Raw genomic sequence first — 20,470 nt, 5'->3', positions numbered from 1 at the left:
ACCGGTCGCACCCGCCCGCGCACTACCGTGGCGGGATGGGCACCGAGCAGGCGGTGCAGAATGAGCACCCGCAGCAGGATGAGAGCCGGCAGGACGAGGGCGTCCCGCCGTACACGTTCCTGGCAGCCGCTCCAGCCCTGCCCGGTCTGGTCGCCTCCACTGTCGGCTACCACAGCTCCGGCCAGCGCCCCGGGGTGCACCGCGGACTGCCCTCGCCGCACCTGACCTTCATCATCTCGCTGGACGAGCCGATCGCGACCGGGGAGAGCCCGGAGCACCTGGCCTCGAGCCATGCCTACTCCAATGAGGTCCTGGTGGCCGGCCTGCACACGGCTCCCGCCTACGTGCGCCAGCCCAGTCACGAGGCCGGTATCGAGATTGCCGTGCACCCACTGGCGGCTCGCGTCCTGTTCGGGGCTCCCGCCGGCGAGCTGGACCCGCTCACCGTGGAGGGTACGGACCTGCTCGGGGCGGAGATCGCCCGGCTGCGCTACCAGCTGCTCGAGCAGCCGGACTGGCCGCGCCGGTTCGATCTGATCGCCGACTACCTGCGCCGTCGCACCGATACCGCCGGCCGTGCCGGCCGCGTCCGTCCCGAGCTGGTGGAGGCGTGGACCTGGATGGCCCGCCACCGCGGTACCGGCTCGATGCGCGGGCTGGCCGAGCACGTGGCGCTCAGCCCGCGGCAGCTGCGCACCCTCTTCGACCGGGAGGTCGGCCACAGCCCCAAGGTGGTCAGCCGGCTGATGCGGTTCCAGCACGCGTCACAGCAGGTCGCCCAAGGGGCGAGCACGGGATACCCGCGAACGCTCGCCGAGGTCGCGCACCGGTGCGGCTACTACGACCAGTCCCACCTGGTGCGGGAGTTCCGCGAGCTCACCCACGCTGCGCCCACCGAGTGGATCACCCAGGAGCGCCGAATTATCCAAGCCGGCGGCCACCTGGGCGGAGCAGACTCCAGCGTATGAACACTCCTCAGTCAGCACCCCACGGCACACCCGCGCCCACCGTCTGGCCCACGCTGCAGGCCAGGGACTGCCCGGCCCTGATCGAATTCCTGGTCGAGGCTTTCGGCTTCGTCAAGACCGCGGTCTACGCCGACGGCGACCAGGTCGCCCACGCTCAGCTCGACTGGCCCGAAGGCGGCGGCATCATGCTCGGCTCCTACCAGCCCGGTACCGAATGGACCCGCGAGCCGGGCACGTTCGGCGGCTACGTGGTCACCGAACACGTCGACGAGCTCCACGCCCGGGCCAAGGCCGCCGGCGCTACGATCGTGCGCGAACCGGCCGGCCAGGACTACGGCAACTACGAGTTCGCCGCGGCCGACCCGGAAGGTAACCTCTGGTCCTTCGGCCCCTACCGCGGCGAACCGAGGACTTGAACCTCACGTGACGTCAGGTCCTAGCGTCCATGACGCCGGCCGCACCCGTGGCCGGTGAAGTCGACGGAAGGACAGTCGTGACCAGCGACCAGGAGGCCCGGGCCGAGCAGGAGACCTGGAAGATCGGTGAGCTCGCCCGAACCACCGGCCTGACTGTGCGCACGCTGCACCACTGGGACGACCTCGGTCTGGTCGCACCGAGCCGGGATACCTTCTCCGGGCACCGGTACTACACCGGTGCGAACGTGGAGCGGGTGTACCAGGTGCTCGCGCTGCGCCGGCTCGGCGTGCCGCTCGCCACCATCGGCGAGGTGCTGGCGAACTCGGCCCCTCTCGGACCGGTGCTCAGCCAGCACCTCGCCGCCGTGGAGGACCAGCTCGCCGAGCTGACCCGGCTGCGGGCGAGCCTGCAGGCCACCCTGACCGCTGCCGAGGACCGGACTGCCGCCGACTTGTTGACCCTGATCAGAAAGGTGATCGTCGTGGACAAGATCGTGGAGAAGTACTTCACCCCGGACCAGCTCGCCGAGCTGGCACAGCGTCAGGAAGGTGAGGCCGAGCAGATCGCCCAGGTGCAGGCCGCCTGGCCACACCTGATCGGCCGGGTGCAGACCGCCGTCGAGAACGGTGTGGACCCGACCAGCTCGGAAGGGCGGGCCCTGGGCCGCGAGTGGCAGGACCTGCTCGCCCAGTTCCACCGGGGCGACGAGCAGATGCGCGAGTCGCTGCTGGCGATGCAGGCGGAGAACTCCGAGCAGATCCGCCGCGAGCACGGCGGCCCCAGCCCGGAGCAGCTGGAGTTCATCGGCCGCGCCACCGCCTGAGCCAATCCCCCGTGCGGGCGGGCGCAGATCTCCGCCGCGCGGGGGATCTCGGGGCAGCAGCGGCCACGTAGCGTGAACCTCATGGTCCCCGACGAGCGCGCGAACCGGCCCCGACGAGCAGAACCATGGGCCGGGATGGGCATCGGCGCGGTGGTCGGCGTGACCATCGGGATCCTGATGGACAACCTGCCGATCGGCGTCGCCATCGGGATCGCCATCGGCAGCGCGATGGGGGCAGCCTCCGGTCGGTTCGGCTGCCGCCGCTGACCCCGCCGGGAGCCGCGCGGCGCGTGGTGCACCACCGCGGCCTACTCGCAGCCGACGCCGTCACCGTCCCCGTCGAACCTGGGGCTCCATCCGGGATCACCCGCTCGGATCGGGTCGGCACCTGCGGCGCGCACCTCGGAGCAGTTCGCGTAGGACGGCTCCCCGGGAACGTCGTCGGCTGGAGCAGGTGACGACGGAGCCTGGCTGGGTTCGGCGACCGGTCCTGGCGTGGGCACGTCGGTGGTCGGCTCCTGGGCCGGCTCGGCGCCCTCGGGCAGCAGCTGGTCCGGGCAGGAGCCGAGGATGCGCGCCATCGCTTCGTGCTCGGCCTCGGTGACCCAGAGCTCGTAGGCGTACTTCACTGCGATCTGCCGGGCCACGTAGTCGCACCGGTACGAACGGTTCGGTGGCAGCCAGGTGGCGGCGTCCCCGTCGCCCTTCTGCGAGTTCAGCGGGCCGGAGACGGCGAGCAGGTTCAGCGGGTCGTTGCCGAACGCCTGCAACGTGGCCGCATCCCACGCCTGCGCCCCCTTCTGCCAGGCGTCGGAGAGTGCCACCACATGGTCGATCTGCACGTCGCTGGAGGTGTCCGCACCACGGACGTAGCTGATCCACTCGCCGCTGAAGGGGTCCTCGAGCATCCCGGTCAGCACCACACAGCCATCGGTGCCCGGCCGGTGGGTCCTTGCCTGCAGGTCCCGGTTCAGGATGTCGTTGCGGGTGTCGCAGCCGTTCCGGTCCAGGTCCACCTCGCGGTAGGCGAAGGCATCCCGGTCATAGCCGGTCTTCGCTGCCCGGCCCTTGATCTCCAGCAGGGCGAGCACGTCGACGGCGCGCAGCTCGCCGCCGGAGCTCGGCTCGGGTTCCGTGGGGGCCGGGCTGGGCGAGGGTGCTTCCGCGGAAGCGCTCGGGGCGGGTGTCTGCGACGCTTCCGCGGAAGCGGTCGGCGACGGCGACTCCCGCACCGGAGCAGGGGTGCTCACCTCGGGAGCGGTGGACGCTTCCGCGGAAGCGCTTGGGGTAGGTGGCTCAGTGGTGGGCTCGGAATCGAGGACCGCGGCGCCGATCAGGCAGGCCACCAGGCCGGCGGCGGCCAGCACTGCCCCACGGCCGCGTTGGCCCCGGACCAGCAGCAGAGCCAGACCCAGCACTGCTGTGATCACCGCGAGCACGATGATCACCGTGCCCTGGTTAAAACCGGCCAACACTGCCACCAGGACACCGGCGGCGACCCACGGGACCCAGCGGTGCCCGGACCCGCGATTGTTCACACGAGCAAGTATTGCCCACCAGCGGGTCAGCGGGGGGCGAACCCGCCGACGTCGGCAGTACCGAGCGCTACCGCCACAGCGGATTCGATGTGCAGCCGAGTGGTCGGGAAGACCGGCACGGGGGAGTCCGCGGCACCGATCAGCAGCTCGATCTCCGTGCAGCCGAGGATCACACCCTCGGCCCCGGCGCCGGTGAGCCGGCCGATCACCTCCCGGTAGATCTGCCGGGAGTCGGCACGGATCTCACCGCGGACCAGTTCGTCGAAGATGATCCGGTGTACCTCGGCCCGGTCCGCCGCCTCCGGCACCAGCACCTGCAGGCCATGGGCGGCGAGTCGGTCGAGGTAGAAGTCCTGCTCCATGGTGAACGCGGTACCGAGCAGGCCCACAGTACTCAGGCCGCGCTGGCGAACCGCCATCGCGGTCGCGTCGGCCAGGTGCAGCAGCGGGATATCGACCGCCTGCTGTACCTGCTCGGCGACCTTGTGCATCGTGTTCGCGCAGATCAGCAGCAGCTCGGCACCGGCCGCCTGCAGCCCGACGGCCTCGCGCGCGAGCAGCTCACCGGCCTCGTGCCACCGGCCCGCGCGCTGCCTCTCTTCGACCTCGGCGAAGTCCACCGAGGCGAGCACGAGCCGGGCCGAGTGCAACCCGCCGAGGCGCTCGCCGACCAGCTCGTTGGCAAGCTGGTAGTACTTCGCCGTGGACTGCCAGCTCATCCCGCCGAGCATCCCGATCACCTGGTGTGCCATGGTCGCCATCCTGCCAGCAGGAGTACTGTCGACTCACTTCGGTTCGAGGGCTCGGTATGGATACCTCCAGCGTCACCACGGATCCTGCCGGCGGCGGGCAGTCGACGCTGCCGCGTCGGGTGGAGCTGCTCGCCGCGCTCTCGCTGGCTATCGACCTCGGCCTCGGCCAGCCGATGGAGCACATGCTGCGCGCCGGGTTGCTCGGCATGCGGCTGGCCGACGAGCTCGGCCTGAGCGCCGATCAGCGGGACCGGGTCTTCTATGCAACTCTGCTCTCCTGGCTCGGTTGCCACGTCGACTCCCACGAGCTCACCGAGCTGTTCGGCGACGACATCGACTTCCGCCGCGGTACCTACACCCTGGACAAGCGCGGCTTCCCGATGCTGCTGTTCCTGCTCCGACGGGTCGGCAGCACCGAGTCCACCGCCAGCAGACTCGGCCACGCTGCGGGCTTCCTGGCCACCGGCCGGGCGGCGCTGACCGAGCTGATCCGGTCGCACTGTTCCTCCGCTGGAACGTTGGCCGAGCGGGTGGGCGTCGGTGCGGATGTCGGCGCACTGCTCGGCTACGCCTTCGAACGCTGGGACGGCGCAGGCTTGCCACGCGGTGTGCGCCGGGATCAGGTGCCGATCGAGATGCGCGTGGTACACCTCGCCGAGACTGCCGAGGTGTACCTGCGCGAAGGTGGCTGCGTTGCCGCCGAGCAGATGGTTCGCCGGCGCCGCGGGAGCCACTTCGACCCCGATGTCGCCGACCGGTTCTGCGCCCGCTCCGCCGACCTCACCGACGAGTTGCTGGAGGCGGACACCTGGACGCAGGTGCTTCGCCTCACCTCCGCCGACCGGGTGGCCGACGCCGCCCAGCTCGACCAGATCCTCGCCGCACTCGGCGACTTCGCCGACCTGAAGTCCCCCTACACCGCCGGCCACTCCCGGCGGGTGTCGTACCTGGCCGAGACCGCCGCCGAGGTCCTCGGCCTGCCGGAGGGCACTCGCTCGGACCTACGCCGCGCCGGCTCGGTGCATGACCTTGGCCGGATGGGCGTCTCGAACGCGGTGTGGGACAAATCGGCCACGCTCACCGATGCGGAGAGGGAGCGGGTCCGGCTGCACCCCTATCTGAGCGAACGCATCCTGATCCGCGTCTCCGGGCTCACCGAGATCGCTCGCATCGCGGGGGCGCACCACGAACGCCTGGACGGGTCCGGGTACCCGAGGGGCGTCGATGCCACCGGCCTGGACCTGAGCCAGCGCATCCTCGCTGCCGCGGACAGCTACTGCACGTGGCGTGAGGACCGTCCACACCGGGCGGCCCGGACCGAGGCCGAGAGCTCCGAGCGGCTCCGGAAGGACGTGATCGACTTCCACCTCGATCCCCAGGCCGTCGAGGCGGTGCTCACCGCTGCCGGGAACAGCCCACGGCGCCGCACTGTGGGCCCGGCCGGGCTGACGACTCGCGAGCTCGAGGTGCTCCGGCTGCTGGTCCGCGGCCGGTCCACCCGGGAGATGGCCGGTGACCTGGTGATCACCGAGAAGACCGCCCGGCACCATCTGGAGCACATCTACGTCAAGCTCGGGGTGAGCAACCGGGTGAGCGCGACTCTTTTCGCTCTCGACCACGGCCTCGTCGGCCCGTTCGACCCACCCCCGCCTCCCGCCCTCCCCTGACCGGCAAAGATGGGGCAGTTGACCCATGCGCCGCTCCCTCCTGCGCGCGCACAGTAGGTGCAGGACCGAGGAGGAGCGATGCACACCAGCCCACAGACATATGCCGGGCACCCGCCGACGCCGACCGGACCGGCCAAATTCGGTGCGGACCGAGTCGTCGGCTGTGGGGTGATGGGAGTCCCGTTCGCCTCCGGCGACTACCTGGCACTACGCCGCTGGCCGATCAGCTCGTTCGGCCCCGGCTACACCTCGGTGTGGCACCGGAGCCCGAGAGGTTCCTGGACCCTCTACGCGGACGCACCGCCCGAGGTGAGCTGTGCACGGTTCATGAGTTCCGCCGTCGAGCACGCCATGACCGTGCCGATCTCGCTGCACTGGCCCAGCGAGGACACCCTCGACATCGTTGCTGGGACCGACCTCGAGTGGAGCCTCCGGCTGGCGCAGCCAGTGACCACCCGGATGCTCTCCGCACTCGCCGGCGTGCTCCCGCAGCAGGTCTGGCACTCCGATACGGCCCTGTGGCTGCTCGGCGGCATCGCCGGCGCCGTGCTCGGCACCGGTCCCGTGCAGATGGCCGGCCGGACCCCGAACGGGCACCGGTTCCGGGTCCGGCCCCTGCGGATGTGGCTGGTGCATGAGTCCGCCGCCCAGATCGGCCGGCGGTCCCTGGGCGAACCGAAGCCACTGGCCGTAGCGCCGCGGATCGGCCCGGTGCGCCTGCCGCAACGCGGGATCTTCTTCGCCGACACCACCGCAGAGTTCGTCCCACCCACCGACCCACCACGCACCGAGGAGCCCTGAGATGACCACCACAGACCACCCCACCACAGACCAGGCGAGCATCGATCCGGACGCGGTGATGACCTTCGTCCACCGGGCGGTGGACGAGGCGGGTAGTGCACTGAACTGCGCACTCATCGTGATGGGCGACCAGCTCGGCTACTACCGGGACCTGGCAGCTCACGGCCCGACCACTCCGGCCGACCTCGCCACCCGTACCGGCACCGATGAGCGCTACGCCCGGGAGTGGCTGCGGGCCCAGGCGGCCGGCGGCATCGTCACCTATGCCCCGGGCCAGGGAACCTTCTCTCTGCCCGCCGAGCACGCCGTCGCCCTCGCGGATGAGGACTCACCGTTCTTCCTGCCCGGACTGTTCCAGACCGTCCAGGGCACCATCCACGACGCTCCGCAGATCATCGCGGACGCGCGCACCGGGGCCGGCGTCGGCTGGCACGCCCACCACCGGAACGTGCATCTGGGCTGCGAACGGTTCTTCCGGCCCTCCTACCGGGCACACCTGGTGGATTCCTGGCTGCCCGCCCTGGACGGGGTCGTGGCCAAGCTCGAGCGCGGCGCGAGTGTCGCCGACGTCGGCTGCGGACATGGCGCCTCCACCGTGCTGATGGCACAGGCCTTCGCCAGGAGTCGGTTCACCGGGGTCGATTCCCACGTCGCCTCCGTGGAGACCGCGCGGCGGCGGGCCGCCGCGGCTGGCGTGTCCGACCGGGTGACCTTTACCGCGGCCGACGCGCGAAGTATCGACGGCCGGCCGTATGACCTGGTGACCATGTTCGACTGTCTGCACGACATGGGCGATCCGGTCGGCACAGCCCGACAGATCCACGATGTGCTCGCGCCGGACGGGACCTGGATGATCGTCGAACCGATGGCCGGTGACCGCGTCGAGGACAACTTCAACCCGGTCGGCCGCACCTATTACGGCTTCTCCACGCTGCTCTGCACTCCGTCCTCACTGTCCCAGGATGTCGGTGCCGCCCTGGGTACCCAGGCGGGCCCGGCGCGACTGTCCGAGGTGATCCGGGCCGGCGGGTTCGCCACTGTGCGTCAGGTGGCGCAGACCCCGTTCAACCTGGTGCTCGAAGCCACACCCTGACCACGAACGGCGGCAGCGGCGATCTCCAGGAGACCGCCGCTGCCGTTCGCCGGGAACCGTCAGTCGACCGAGACGGTCAGCTCTTCGCTGTGCGTACTCCCCAGCGTGTTGCTGAACGTCACCACATACGCCCGTGACCCCGGCTCCCGTCCGGTGATCGGGATCTCGACGTGCTGTGCCTGCGGAGTGCGGTCGGTCAGCTCACCGGAGTCGATCTCCTCACCGTCCTCGGTCAGCGTCCAGGAGGTCGCGTTGGTGCCCCACCACAGGTCGGCGCTGAGGGTGTAGTCCCCGTCGCCGTCCCAGTTGTCGTGGCTGAGCACCGGCGTGCCGGGGGCGGCCGCGTTCACGACCACGGTGTGCGGCTCGCACTCGGTCGCGCCACCGGCGTTCACCAACTCACAGGTGTAGGTGTACTCACCGTTCGCCCGGCCCTCGACCGGAACGCTCACCTCCTGAGCGTGCGGGGTGTCGTCGGTCAGCGGCACCTCCGCGATCAGCTCGCCGTCCTCGAACAGCCGGAAGGAGGTCCCGTTCTGCCCCCACCACAGGTTCGCGGTGACAGTGAACGCGCTGCCGCGTACGCCGTCGTGGGAGTTGTCGTCGCTGAGCACGGCCGTCCCCGGCGCGGGTGGCAGGAGGGCCTCCAGCTCCGCGCGCAGGGCCTGCTCGGCGTCGTCGATCTCCGCCTGGGAGGCGTCCGTGCGCTCGCCGACCTCGATGGCCTGGGCCAGCGCCTCTGCCAGGTCGGCGGTGTCACCGGCCGGATCGGTGGCGAGCAGTTCCTCCGCCTGCTTGACCGTCTCCCACAGCGCGGTGGCATCGCCGGCCTCCGGGCGGCCGATGCCGTCGCGGGAGACCAGGGAGTTCCAGGTCTGCACCCACTGCGCGCCGAACGTCTCGGCGACCAGCCCGGACTCGGTGAACTGCATCGTGTCCAGGTCGAATCCAGCAGCGTCGGTCGACTCCGGCTGCACCAGGTTGGTGTTGATCTCCTCCGACCAGGTGGACAGCGTGTACTCCGCCGCCGGCTCGCTGAAGTGGGCAGTGCTGGGCTCATACTCCCCGCCGCCGATGATCACCGAGTGGTCGATCTCCACCCGGGCCGGCACATACAGGGAGTTCGGGTCCTCCCAGACGGTAGCCCGGCTGCAGCCGTTCGTCGCGTCGACGGCGTAGTCCTCGGGCAAGCACTCCGCACCCGTCTCGGTCACTCGCGGGATGTACCAGTCTTCGATCTCCGGGAACAGGATCGGCTCACCGTCGGTATAGGCGTGCTCACCGCTGGTGTAGTGCTCGTGCCAGGTCTGCACGATCTCCGGGGTGGCGGAGTACTTCTCTCCGTCGCGGACATCGAGGAAGGCGTTGAACCGGCTGTGCACTACCCAGGCGTTCGAGACCGGCAGGCCCGGTTCGCCGTCGAGAGCGTACTGGCGGTCGTGGCCGGTCCGGCCGACGTCGATGAACACATTGTCGTTCGCGGTGTTGCTGTGCCCGGACTGGAAGTACAGCCCGGATCGCGCGTCCTTGACCACATTGTGGTGGAACCGCATTCCGGACGCGCCGTCGTCCATGTAGAACGCATCGTTCGAACCGCCGATGCCCTCGAACAGGTTGTAGGCCACCTCGTTGCCCAGGTAGGTGTAGTCCCGGCCGGTGTAGATCACGCCCTGGTCACCCGCGTTCAGCACGAGATCGTGGAAGTAGTTGTTCGTGATCTGCATGTCGTTGCCCATGATCTGGACCGCCATGTGCGGGGCGTCGTAGACCTCGTTGTACTCGAAGGTGTTCCCGACGCCGTACAGGTAGCCGGCCGGAGTGTAGGTCGCCAGCCGGGAGAACCGGGCGATCTCGTTGTGCCGGGCGACGTTGTTGCCAGGCTCCAGTGTGTCCCGGTCGCCGCCGCCGAGCAGCACACCACCACCTCCGAGATCGTGCAGGAAGGAGTTCTGCACGACGTTGCCAGTGCCCCCGCGAACGGCCTCGTAGTCGGGCATGGCGGTGATCGACTCTGTGGTCTCACCGATCCGGACCGCATCCATGCTCACGTTCGCGATCTCCACGCCGTCGATCAGCGTGTCGTGGGCATCCAGGAGCTGCACGCCGGAGGTCAGCGAGTCCGTCATGGTCAGGCCGCGCAGCGTGACTCCGGTCGTGCCCTCCATCCGGAAGAAGTTGTCGTCGAAGGTGGACAGCGAGATGTCGTGCCCCTCGATCGTCCCGTCCTCGGGCAGGAAGTAGAGCATGTCGTTGCCGTCGTAGCGGTCGATGTAGTACTCGCCGGCGGTGTCGAGCTCGGAGAGGATGTTGATCGCGGTGACCTTGGTCCACTCGTCCTGCGGAATGTACATCGAGGGGTACTTCGTATACATCGTGGTGCCGTCCCAGGAGAGGATGCGCACCATGTCGACCGCGTAGTTGTTGCCCAGGTAGCCGGACAGCCAGCCTTCGGTCTCGTACTGGCTGTTGTCGATGGTCTCGATCCACTCCGGATCGCTCTGCACCGGGATGTCCGAGTACTCGTCGAATCCGCGGGTGCCCGCATCGTCGATGGTCGGCGCGGCCTCGGGCGCCCAGGTCTGGTACCGGTCGCCGTCGACCAGACGCCCGCCGATCTCGAAGATCGACGGAGTCATCCGGTACATCTCCTCCAGGCTCCACGTGTCCTCCGACTCGCGGCCCTGCAGCTTGTCCTCGAACCGCGCTCGCGGCGTGGTGCCACTGGTCTGCCAGTCGTCCTGGAGTCCGAATCGTTCGTCGAGGTCGACCTGGATCAGGTCTTCGGTCCCCTCGGCACCCCACTTGTCCCCGGTGCCCCACAAGTGGCACTCGGTCTCTGTGGTACTGCAGTCACCCTCGTTCGGGTACTGGGCGAGTGTCTGCAGCCCGCCGTCCACAGACAGCTCGGGTGCGAACGGCTGCGGAACCCAGTTGAAGCCGTTCTTGTACAGGGTGCCGGGATTCACGTCGGCTTCGCCCAGGTCGTACACCCAGACGTCGTCACGCACCTCCTCCGGCAGGCGGGAGTTCGAGGAGAGCTGGGTCTGTGCCAGCTCGTCCGCCCCGAGGTCGCCCAACCGCTGCCAGTCCTGCGTCTCCAGGTCGTGGGCGCCAGTGATCTGCACGTCCTCGCCGCGGTAGGCGCCGTAACTGACCCACGAGTTCTCCTCACCGGTCAGCGTGATCGCCTCGTTCAAGGTGTAGTCGCCGCCCCGGATCCACACGGTCCCCACCTCCTCGGCGCTGGTGCGACCGGCTAGGGCGTCCCGCGCCGCCGTGATGGTGGCGAACGGGGCTTCCAGGGTGCCGGGGTTGCCGTCGTCACCGTCGGTGGCGACGTAGACCACCGGCCCGGTTCCGGTCGTTGCCTCGGCGGCGGGCGTCCCACCGGTGCTGACCAGCGGAGCGGTCAGCCCCAAGGCCAGCGTCAGCGCCGCGATACGGAGCCGCTGTCGTGTTCTCATCATCGAGCTCTCTCCCATATGTAGTGGCGGCATCACCGCCACGAGCCTGATCGGACAGGTAGCACTTAACACATATCACAAGTGCTAACCATCGATGGTGGTGCGTCCGGGTGGAGAGAACGGTGTGCTTGGCTGGGCGGTGCCGAGTGGTGTGGGGCCGGCTGGGCGGTGCCGGGTGGTGTGGGGCCGGCTGGGCGGTGCCGGGTGGTGGGGTCGGCGGAGCGGCGCTGGCCGGGATGTGGTCAGCGCGTCAGTGTGCGCAGCTAGGTGGCCTGAACCGGTTCGGTAGCGTTCGGGCGGCGCCGATCCCAGGAGGAGGTGATGTGCTCACGCATCGCGGCGGCAGCGGCGTCCGGGTCTCCGTCGAGGATCGCGTCGGCGATCTTCGTGTGCGCCTGGTGGGTGATCGCCATCTCCTCTTCACCGGGACGTCCGCGGTACTGCGGGGAGCGCACGGCCTTGCCCTGGATGCTCTTCACGATCGCGCGTCCGAACGCGTCCTCGGAGATCTGATGGATGCACTCGTGGAAGTCGATATCTGCCGGGGGGTAGGCGTCCGGATCGTGGCGCAAACCGTTCAGGCGTTCGACGGCGGCGCGCAGCTCGCGACGGCCACTGTCGTCGATTCGGTCTGCGGCCCGAGAGGCCATCGAGCACTCCAGCAGTGCGCGGATCTCGATCAGGTTATCCAGGTAGACGAGCCGGTCCTCGCGCTGGAACAACGCGTCCAGCACCATCGGGTCGAGCAGGCTCCACTGCCCCTGGTCGAGCACTACGGTGCCCCAGCCCTGCCGGGTAGCCACCAGCCCCTTCTCGGTCAACGACGTGGTCGCCTCCCGGATCACCGTGCGGCTCACCTGGTAGTGCTCCCCGAGAACCCCCGCCGACGGGAGTGGTGAGCCGGGCGGATACGTGCCGACGACGATCTCGGTGACCAGGCTCCGGATCACCGCCTCGGAGAGTGGCGGGCGGTGCCGATGGGGGAGCGGCACCGCCGGGGGACGCGCAGGGGTGGTCTCCATGAATTCCGCCAATCGCACTCGACCTCGTGACCGGGCGGCCGGCCCGGATTCACCAGGGTAGCCGACCGTGTTAGTGTTATCACTCGTATCATAAGTGACAAGTACCAGGCGCTCGGAAGAACGCTGGTCCGGGCGCCGAGGTCTGCTGTCTCGGTGCCGAGACGGGAGAAGAACCGCGACATGCGCATTATCGGATACCGCACCCTGACCACGGTGCACGACTGGCGCCGTCCGGTCGGTGACGTCAACGGTGTGGTGACCGACGGGGTCACCGAGGTTCCGCTCGTGCTGCTGGAGACCGACGACGGACTGACCGGTGTCGGTCTGGGCGGGCACGCAGACGTGGACCGGATATTTCCCGCCCTCGAGGGCCAGGATCCGCGGGCGACCTTCGCGCTGTATGACCGGATGCTCGCTCGGGTGTTCAAGACCGGCCACGGTGGAGCGACGTTCGCCACGATCGGAGCCCTCGACATGGCGCTGTGGGACCTGAAGGCCAAAGCGGCTGGCGAGCCGCTCTGGCGCACCCTCGGCGCCGCGGACCGGTTCGTCCCGGGGTATGCCTCGGGTCTGGACTACGCACTCTCCGACGACGAACTGGTAGCGCTGTACCAGCGATGGGCAGACCGCGGCTTCACCGGCGCGAAGGTCAAAGGAGGTTTGGACATCGACCGCGACCTGCACCGGATCGAGGCGGTCCGGGACGTACTCCGGGTGAACAGCGACCAGCCCGCGATGATGTATGACGTCAACGAAAGCTGGGGCCGCCACCAGGCTGTGCGTTTGGCCCGGCAGGCGGACGAAGGTGTGGCGTTGACCTGGATCGAGGAGCCGGTACGCCGGTGGGACGTTCCCGGGCACCGAGCCGTCGCCCGAGCCACCACGGCAGCTGTCGCTACGGGAGAGAATCTGACCGGTCTGGAGCAGTACCGGGCGCTGCTGGATGCCGATGCCGTCGAGGTGGTGCAGACCGGGAGTGTCTGGGGGATCACCCATTTCCTCCGGGTGTCCGTACTCGCACTCGGCCGGGACCTCCCGGTCAGCCCGGTCGCCTACAACACCAACCCGGTCGCGCATGCAGCAGCGGCGGTGCCGAACCATCTGAGCACTGAGCTTCAGAACCTGTGCGCACCGGTCGGACTGAGCGTCGATCAGGAGATTGCGGACGGCGGACTGGTGCTCGGCGACGCCCCCGGGCTCGGGATCGATGTGGACGAGGCTGCGATCGCGGCGCACACGGCGACCGGGCACTGGGAGGTGCCCGCCGGCCCGCACGTGCGCTCCGCCGATGCCGGTCTGCAGTTGGCACGACGTCGGAATGCCCAGGTGGGTTGATGACTGACTGCTCCGGACCGAAAGCGAGGGCCTGATGGATGCCCGGCCCCGCGCCGTCCTCGCGTTCGACCCACCGACGCTGGCGGCGGACATCTTCCCGCCGCATCTGTGGGGACGGCTCGCCAGCGCAGTCCGGCTCGAGACGGGCGTCGTGCTCACCGAGACCACCTCAGCCGCGGCCCGCGCGCAGCTGGCCGAGGCCGAAGTGCTGATCGCCGGGTGGGGCGCCCCGCGCGTGCCCAGCAGCGCGGTGCCGCAGCTGCGCGGCGTGTTCTACGCCGGTGGCGTGGCCCGCACCTGCCTGCAGGATCCGGAGGAGTTTGCCGCGCGCGGCGTGGTGGCCGCCAACGCGCGGGCAGCGAACGCCGTGCCGGTGGCCGAGTACACCCTGGCGATGATCCTGCTCGCGAACAAGGGTGCGCGGCCGGCGGCGCAGGAGTATCGCGTGCTCCGGGAGAAGCCAGTCCTGCGGCCGGGAGTGGGTAACTACCAGCGGGTCGTCGGGATCGTGGGTGCCTCCCAGGTCGGCCGCCTCGTCATCGAGCTGCTGCGCCCGTTCGACCTGGACGTCATCGTGTACGACCCGACGCTGGCCGAGGAGGAAGCGGAGCGGCTCGGTGTACAGACCGGCACCCTGGAGGAGGTCGCGGCCGCCAGCCAGGTGCTCTCCCTGCACCAGCCGCTCACTGCCGCCACCACTGGGCAGATCGATGCCCGGATCCTCAGCCTGCTGCCCGACGGTGCGACGGTGATCAACACCGCCCGTGGAGCTGTTCTCGACGAGTCCGCGCTCCTGGACGAGCTGCGGCGCGGCCGGCTGGACGCCGTTCTGGACGTCACCGATCCCGAACCGCCCGGTGGTCACAGCGAGTTGTGGCGCCTGCCGAACGTCCTGCTCACCCCGCATATCGCGGGCTCGATGGGCAACGAGCTGCAGCGGCTCGGCCTCGACGTGGTGCTCGAGGTCGAGCGGTTCGTCCGCGGCGAGGCCGTGCATTATCCCGAGGAGCTGATATGACCGACACGCTCGCCGAGAGCTCGCTGCGCACCGGGACATCGCTGACTCGCCTCGGCTATGGAGCGGCCCAGCTGGGCAACCTGTACCAGAGCATCTCCGACGAGGAGGCGACCTCCGCCGTCGATGCCGCTTGGGATGCCGGGATCCGCTACTTCGACACCGCCCCGCACTACGGCCTCGGCCTCTCCGAGCGGCGTCTCGGCGCCGCGCTCGCCCGCCACCCCCGGAACGAGTACGTCCTCTCCACCAAAGTAGGCCGCCGGCTCGTGGCCACCCCCGAGCGCGCCCACCTGAGCGATGAGCACGGTTTCGCTGTGCCCGCCAGCTACGTGCGGGAGTGGGACTTCTCTGCCGACGGCGTGCGCCGCTCGCTCGAGGGCAGCCTGGACCGGCTCGGCGTGGACCGGGTGGACATCGTCTACCTGCACGACCCTGACGACCACTGGCCGGAGGCCTCGACCACGGCGCTCGATGCGCTGCTGGAGCTGCGGGACCAAGGTGTCATCTCCGCCGTCGGCGTGGGAATGAACCAGGCGACGATGCTCGCCCGGTTCGTCCGGGAGAGGGATGTGGACCTGGTGATGTGCGCGGGACGGCTCACCCTGCTCGACCAGGCCGCACACGAGGACCTGCTCCCGGCCGCCGCAGAGCGCGGGGTCGCCGTGGTTGCCGCCGCGGTGTACAACTCCGGACTGCTGTCCCGGGCCCGGCCGCCGGCCGACGCCCGATACGACTACCAGCGGGCGCCACAGGACCTGCACCGCCGGGCGCTCCAGATCGCTGACGTGGCCGAGCAGCACGGCCTGACGCTGCCGGACCTCGCTGTGCAGTACCCGCTGCAGTTCGCACCGGTGGCCTCAGTGGTGCTCGGGATGCGGACGCCGGCCCATGTGCGGACCAACGTGGACCGTATGCGGGCGCAGGTGCCCGAGGAGATCTGGACCGAGATGGACCGGCGTGGTCTCGTGCCGGCGCCACAGACCGAAGAGATGGAGAGGACCACACGATGACCGCAGCAGTTCCCGAGGTGGCCGCTCTTGCCGGATGGCTGCGCAGCTGGGTGGGTGACGACGGACAGCTCCGCGGCTTTCACAACCACAGCGTCTGGGGGACGAACCCGGCGACCTTCCAGGACTTCACCAGTGGTCACCAGGCCTTCTCCGCGCCCGCGCTGGCCGCGTTCGCCACCGCACTGGTCCGCCGCCCGGACGACCGCGGGCGGCGGCTCTGGCGGTCGATGATGCTGTTCCAGGCGCGCACCGTCCAGCCCGACGGCCAGTTCTGCCACATCGGGTTCCAGGTGGGGGAGTCGGCCACTTCCGGACTGATCCACAACATGGCCGGCTGTCTCGGCCTGCTCGAGGGCCTGCGCACGGCCGGGCACCTGCTCGAGCCGGACGAGGTGACCGAGATCCTCGCTGCCGTGCGGAGCAACCTGGACGCCTGCCGCGCCTACGGCGGTGGCCGGCCGACACCGGAGGGTACGGTCAACCAGGAGTACGCCCGGGTGTGGGCCAAGCTCCGGTATACCGAACTGTCCGAGGACCCGGTCTACGCTGACGAGCTCGAGGACGACCTGGACTCCCTGGTGCACCTCGCCCACGTGCCCGGAGTGCCCGATGCGGACTGCGTGGCAACGTACCGGCAACCCACCGACCGCGCCGAAGGCGGCATCCTGGAACCCGCCGAGTATTACGGGCTGATGATCGTGCCGCTGGTGCTCGGTGCCCGGCGCTTCGACCGCCCGGACCTGCGCGCCGAGGCCGTCGGGATCGCCCGGCACCTCGTCCGCTCCGCCTGGGTGGACGAGGCCGGGCTCACCCGCTTCCACCGGTACTGGTACGTGCGTGGCCAGACCCAGCGCCGGACCAGCACGCCGATGTTGATCGCCGGGATGGGCCTGTCCCTGTACGGCGTGGACGAGCTGCTCATCGACGGCGCGGACGCTGAGCTGTCCCAGTTCGTCGAGCAGTGCCTGAGCACCTACGCCGCGTACCAGAGCCCGGCCGGGTTCTTCGCCTCCGCCACCGGCTGGCACAACGAGGCCGATGTGGCCCCGAGCACGGCCTGGCACGCCCACGACCTGTTGTTCCTGGCCCGCAACCAGGAGACCCCGGCGACGTTCTGGGACGAGGTCTTCGCCCCGCGGGAGCGGCAGGCGGTGCTCCTGACCGATCGGGCGATCTGGGCCGAGTACGGCGAACACTGGAGCATCCAGAGCCCGCTGACCGCCGGCGACCTGAGCATCTTCGGCCGCAAGGACCGGGATACCTTCGGCCGCTCGTTCTTCGCCTGGACGGATAAGGAGCCGCTGGCCGAGGAGCTGACTTACCCGGAGGCGCCGGTGTTCTTCGTGGCCGACGAGGGCATCTACCGGATCGATGAGTCGACCCGGCCGACCGACGTCACCGCTTTTGGCGACCTCCCCTACCTGGGCCACCTCCGGTCGGCCTAGGCTTCCACCCACAATTCAGCATATATAGGATGTATGACAAGTGACAGGATCAATGAAGGAGACGAGGATGTCCACACGACGCAGCCGGGCACTGCCGGCGACGGCCATCACACTCGCTACGGCACTGGTGGCGACAGCCTGTGGCGGCAGTGACGGAGGAGACGAAGGGGGCAGCGGCACCGTTCGGATGCTGGTGAACATCACCGACAACCTCACCCAGGCCAAGTGGGATGAGCTGGTTGCCCCCTTCGAGGAGGAGACCGGCATCGACGTCCAGATCGAGGGCCCGACCGGGCAATCGGTCGCAGAGACGTTCCCCTCGCAGCTGGCCGCGGGCACCGCGCCGGACGTGATCGAGTCCATCTTCCCGAGCCCGGACACTGCACCGGAGATCCTCGACCTCACCGAGTTCGAGTGGGCCCAGGACACCCCGATGTCCGACCTGTACGCGACCGACGGGCAGGTGAACGTCGTTGGTGTGGGGATGCAGGCGCAGTCCCTGCTCTTCTACAACAAGGACCTGTTCTCCCAGGCCGGCATCAGCGAGCCCCCGCAGACCTGGGCCGAGCTCGACGATGCGCTCGCGGCACTGCAGGAGTCCGGTGTCCCCACGCCGATCGGGTTTGCCGCCGACTGGGCGACCGGGGTGCAGGTGCAGCAGATGTGGCATCCGCAGCAGAACGTGGCCACCCCGGGCTGGCAGGAGAGTGTCGCGGACGGGTCGAGCACCCTCGGTGAACAGTTCGAGCCGATGCTGGCCCACGTCAGCGACTGGGTCGAGGCCGGCTACACGACCGCCGATGACGTCGCCACCGACAGCGGCACCCAGGAGGCCAACTTCATCGCCGGGGACGTCGGCATCTACCCGATGGGGTCCTGGTTCACCACCACGCTCGCGGCCTCGCCACCGGACTTCGAGGTCGGTGTCTTCGCCGCCCCCGTCGATGACGCGGCCGACGCCCCGGGCCCGATGGGCGCCACCCTGGCCTTCCCGTACATGGTGCGCGACGGTGCCAGCGATGTGGACGCGGCCACCCAGCTGGTCGAGTACCTGGTCACCGACGAGGACGCGATCGCCACCCAGGCGGAGATGGACAACTTCAACCGCGAAGGACTGGACGTCACCACCGACGAGTACTCGGCGAGCGTCCAGGAGATCGTCGAGGCGGCGCCGTCGTTCGCGGTCCCGGGCAACCAGACCGTGGGCGACTACGCCCTTCCGGTAGCCGGGTTCAACCCGAAGTTCACCGAGCTGGTGCAGGGCTTGTGGCAGGGCCGGCCCGCTGCCGACGTCGCCGCCGACCTGACCGCCTGGTACGACGCGGAGGCCACCGGCTGATATGGCAGCACGCTCGACATGGACGCGGGGACGGGACACCCTCGGTGCCCTGACGCTGACCGTCCCCGCGGCCGCGGTCTACGTGGTCCTGATGGTGGTCCCGGTCGGCTTCGCCATCTACTACTCGTTCACCAGCTACAACGGCATCCCCAGCCAGGCGCCGGAGTGGATCGGGTGGGACAACTACCTACGGATCATCACTGATCCGATCGACGAGATGCGCCCGGCCGTGTGGGTCACCGCCGCGGTCGCACTCATCGGTGCTTTCCTGGTGAACGCCGCCGCACTCGGGCTCGCGCTGCTGCTGCAGCGCACGAACCGGTTCAACACGTTCGCGCGGGCGGTGATGTTCTACCCGCACGTGCTGTCCGCGCTGATCGTCGGCTTCCTCTGGCAGGCGATTCTCGGCCCACAGGGCGCCGTGAACAACATCCTCGCCGGCGCCGGCCAGTCCACTCTGCCGTTCCTGTCCGACCCCACCTGGGCGCTGGCGACGATGATCGGCGTGATCGTCTGGGGACAGTTCGGCGTGCAGCTCGTGCTCTACCTCGCCGGGCTGCAGGCGGTCTCCGCCGAGCTCCAGGAGGCGGCCCGGATCGATGGCGCGAACCGGGTCCAGGTGTTCCGGCACGTCACCTGGCCCGCACTGGCACCCACGGTGACGGTCACCATCGTCACCTCCATCCTCTCCTTGCTGAAGGTGTACGACGTCGTTCTCGGCCTGACCAACGGCGGTCCGGGTGATGCCACCCAGACCTGGGCGTACGAGATCCTCGCAGTCTCGTTCGCGAACAACAAGGTCGGCCTCGCCTGTGCGCAGGCGGTCCTGCTGATCCTGGTCGCCGGGCTGCTCTCGTTCACCATCATCGCGCTCCGCCGTCGCGCGGAGACCGGAGCGGAGGCGGTCTCATGAGAGGCGCATCGCGGATCCCGGCCCGGCTGCGGGTCGCGTTCGTGGCCATCCTGTCGGTGGCCATGCTCGTGCCGATGTACATCATGGTGGTGAACGCGTTCAAGCCGCAGCAGGAGATCCTGCGCACCCCGTTGGGACTGAACCCGGACACCGCCTCCACCGACTTCCTCGCTGCTGCCTGGTCGAACACCGCGTTCCCGGTGGTGGAGGGCTACGCGGTGACGTTGTTCCTCGTGCTGGCCTGCAACCTGGTCGCGATCGGCACCGCGGTCCCAGCGGCGTATGTCATCGCTCGGACACCGAAACCGTTCTTCCAGTTCCTGCTGCTGTTCTTCCTCGCCGGGATGTTCATCCCGCCGCAGATCATCCTGGTACCGGCCATCCTGGTGCTCAAGGGCCTCGGTCTGATGGGGACGATCCCGGGGCTGGTGCTGTTCATGTCGGCCACCATGGTGCCGTTCACGCTGTTCATCTTCACCGGGTACATCCGGATGCTGCCGCGGTCCCTGGACGAGGCTGCCGCGATCGACGGCGCCGGCCGGCAACGGGTGCTGTGGACCATCGTGTTCCCGCTGATGAAGCCGATCGTGGCTACTGCGTTCATCCTGAACGCCCTCAGCGCCTGGAACGACTTCGTCAGCCCGCAGCTGATCCTCGGCCCCGGCTCGCAGTTCAAGACGATCACCACCGGCGTGTATGCGGCGGTCTCCAGCTACAGCACCAACTACGAGGTGGTCTTCCCGACGCTGCTGCTGGCGGTGGTGCCGATCCTGGCGATCTTCATCGTCATGCAGCGCTACATCATGAGTGGGCTGGCCACCGGCGCGGTCAAGGGCTGACCTGCCGCAGTGTCTGCTCGATCACC

General features: G+C 69.2%; 18 protein-coding genes. 14 read left to right on the top strand and 4 right to left on the bottom strand.

Going from position 1 to position 20,470, the window contains the following annotated elements; all coding sequences use genetic code 11:
- Window positions 1–35 precede the first annotated feature (35 nt).
- From FU260_RS18025 to FU260_RS18010, 4 genes are all read left to right on the top strand, one after another.
- Window positions 36–968, top strand: a complete 933-nt coding sequence (locus FU260_RS18025; RefSeq protein ID WP_147918296.1) for an AraC family transcriptional regulator — start codon at window positions 36–38, stop codon at window positions 966–968.
- Window positions 965–1,384: a VOC family protein gene (locus FU260_RS18020; RefSeq protein WP_147918295.1), complete on the top strand. Its 420-nt coding sequence runs from the start codon at window positions 965–967 to the stop codon at window positions 1,382–1,384. The genes FU260_RS18025 and FU260_RS18020 overlap by 4 nt, the downstream gene beginning before the upstream one ends.
- 77 nt (window positions 1,385–1,461) lie before the next feature.
- Entirely contained in the window at window positions 1,462–2,208 is a 747-nt protein-coding gene (locus FU260_RS18015) for a MerR family transcriptional regulator (RefSeq protein ID WP_210418117.1), read from the top strand.
- Window positions 2,209–2,289: 81 nt separating this feature from the next.
- Window positions 2,290–2,475 carry a hypothetical protein gene (locus FU260_RS18010; protein ID WP_147918293.1) on the top strand — a complete coding sequence of 62 codons (186 nt, stop codon included), beginning with the start codon at window positions 2,290–2,292 and terminating at the stop codon, window positions 2,473–2,475.
- Window positions 2,476–2,516: 41 nt separating this feature from the next.
- Here the strand turns inward: FU260_RS18010 and FU260_RS18005 are convergent, their stop codons facing one another.
- Entirely contained in the window at window positions 2,517–3,746 is a 1,230-nt protein-coding gene (locus FU260_RS18005; protein ID WP_235912271.1) for a GmrSD restriction endonuclease domain-containing protein, read from the bottom strand.
- A gap of 26 nt (window positions 3,747–3,772) precedes the next feature.
- Window positions 3,773–4,498 (bottom strand): aspartate/glutamate racemase family protein, encoded by a 726-nt coding sequence (locus FU260_RS18000; RefSeq protein ID WP_147918292.1) that lies wholly within the window; start codon window positions 4,496–4,498, stop codon window positions 3,773–3,775.
- A gap of 56 nt (window positions 4,499–4,554) precedes the next feature.
- Here FU260_RS18000 and FU260_RS17995 point away from each other — a divergent pair, with 56 nt between their 5' ends.
- From FU260_RS17995 to FU260_RS17985, 3 genes are all read left to right on the top strand, one after another.
- Window positions 4,555–6,165, top strand: a complete 1,611-nt coding sequence (locus tag FU260_RS17995; protein ID WP_147918291.1) for an HD domain-containing phosphohydrolase — start codon at window positions 4,555–4,557, stop codon at window positions 6,163–6,165.
- 78 nt (window positions 6,166–6,243) lie between these two features.
- Window positions 6,244–6,966, top strand: coding sequence for a hypothetical protein (locus FU260_RS17990; protein ID WP_147918290.1), 723 nt, complete (start codon window positions 6,244–6,246; stop codon window positions 6,964–6,966).
- A 1-nt stretch (window position 6,967) separates the two neighbouring features.
- On the top strand, window positions 6,968–8,059 hold the full coding sequence (locus FU260_RS17985) for a class I SAM-dependent methyltransferase (protein WP_147918289.1): 1,092 nt from the start codon (window positions 6,968–6,970) through the stop codon (window positions 8,057–8,059).
- Between the two features lie 59 nt (window positions 8,060–8,118).
- On the opposite strand, the gene FU260_RS17980 is transcribed toward FU260_RS17985, so the two are convergent.
- Together FU260_RS17980 and FU260_RS17975 are read right to left on the bottom strand one after the other, a co-directional pair.
- Window positions 8,119–11,523 carry a right-handed parallel beta-helix repeat-containing protein gene (locus FU260_RS17980; protein ID WP_168211845.1) on the bottom strand — a complete coding sequence of 1,135 codons (3,405 nt, stop codon included), beginning with the start codon at window positions 11,521–11,523 and terminating at the stop codon, window positions 8,119–8,121.
- Window positions 11,524–11,786: 263 nt separating this feature from the next.
- On the bottom strand, window positions 11,787–12,473 hold the full coding sequence (locus FU260_RS17975; protein WP_235912272.1) for a FadR/GntR family transcriptional regulator: 687 nt from the start codon (window positions 12,471–12,473) through the stop codon (window positions 11,787–11,789).
- Between the two features lie 252 nt (window positions 12,474–12,725).
- On the opposite strand from FU260_RS17975, the gene FU260_RS17970 reads away from it, so the two are divergent.
- The 7 genes from FU260_RS17970 (at window position 12,726) to FU260_RS17940 (ending at window position 20,444) form a co-directional block, all read left to right on the top strand.
- A complete protein-coding gene (locus FU260_RS17970) occupies window positions 12,726–13,880 on the top strand; it encodes a mandelate racemase/muconate lactonizing enzyme family protein (RefSeq protein ID WP_147918286.1) in 1,155 nt (384 codons plus the stop codon).
- A 34-nt stretch (window positions 13,881–13,914) separates the two neighbouring features.
- Window positions 13,915–14,898 (top strand): hydroxyacid dehydrogenase, encoded by a 984-nt coding sequence (locus FU260_RS17965; RefSeq protein ID WP_147918285.1) that lies wholly within the window; start codon window positions 13,915–13,917, stop codon window positions 14,896–14,898.
- On the top strand, window positions 14,895–15,908 hold the full coding sequence (locus FU260_RS17960; protein WP_147918284.1) for an aldo/keto reductase: 1,014 nt from the start codon (window positions 14,895–14,897) through the stop codon (window positions 15,906–15,908). The genes FU260_RS17965 and FU260_RS17960 overlap by 4 nt, the downstream gene beginning before the upstream one ends.
- Window positions 15,905–17,353: a hypothetical protein gene (locus FU260_RS17955; protein ID WP_147918283.1), complete on the top strand. Its 1,449-nt coding sequence runs from the start codon at window positions 15,905–15,907 to the stop codon at window positions 17,351–17,353. The genes FU260_RS17960 and FU260_RS17955 overlap by 4 nt, the downstream gene beginning before the upstream one ends.
- Window positions 17,354–17,420: 67 nt before the next feature.
- Window positions 17,421–18,692, top strand: coding sequence for an ABC transporter substrate-binding protein (locus FU260_RS17950; protein ID WP_168211844.1), 1,272 nt, complete (start codon window positions 17,421–17,423; stop codon window positions 18,690–18,692).
- A 1-nt stretch (window position 18,693) separates the two neighbouring features.
- On the top strand, window positions 18,694–19,605 hold the full coding sequence (locus FU260_RS17945) for a carbohydrate ABC transporter permease (protein ID WP_147918281.1): 912 nt from the start codon (window positions 18,694–18,696) through the stop codon (window positions 19,603–19,605).
- Window positions 19,602–20,444 carry a carbohydrate ABC transporter permease gene (locus FU260_RS17940; RefSeq protein WP_147918280.1) on the top strand — a complete coding sequence of 281 codons (843 nt, stop codon included), beginning with the start codon at window positions 19,602–19,604 and terminating at the stop codon, window positions 20,442–20,444. The genes FU260_RS17945 and FU260_RS17940 overlap by 4 nt, the downstream gene beginning before the upstream one ends.
- The last annotated feature ends 26 nt before the right edge of the window (window positions 20,445–20,470 follow it).

This window comes from Ruania zhangjianzhongii, from assembly GCF_008000995.1.
GTDB lineage: Bacteria > Actinomycetota > Actinomycetes > Actinomycetales > Beutenbergiaceae > Ruania > Ruania zhangjianzhongii.
The sequence above is the reverse complement of the archived record's forward strand: the minus strand, read 5'-3'. Positions and strand labels throughout refer to the sequence as shown.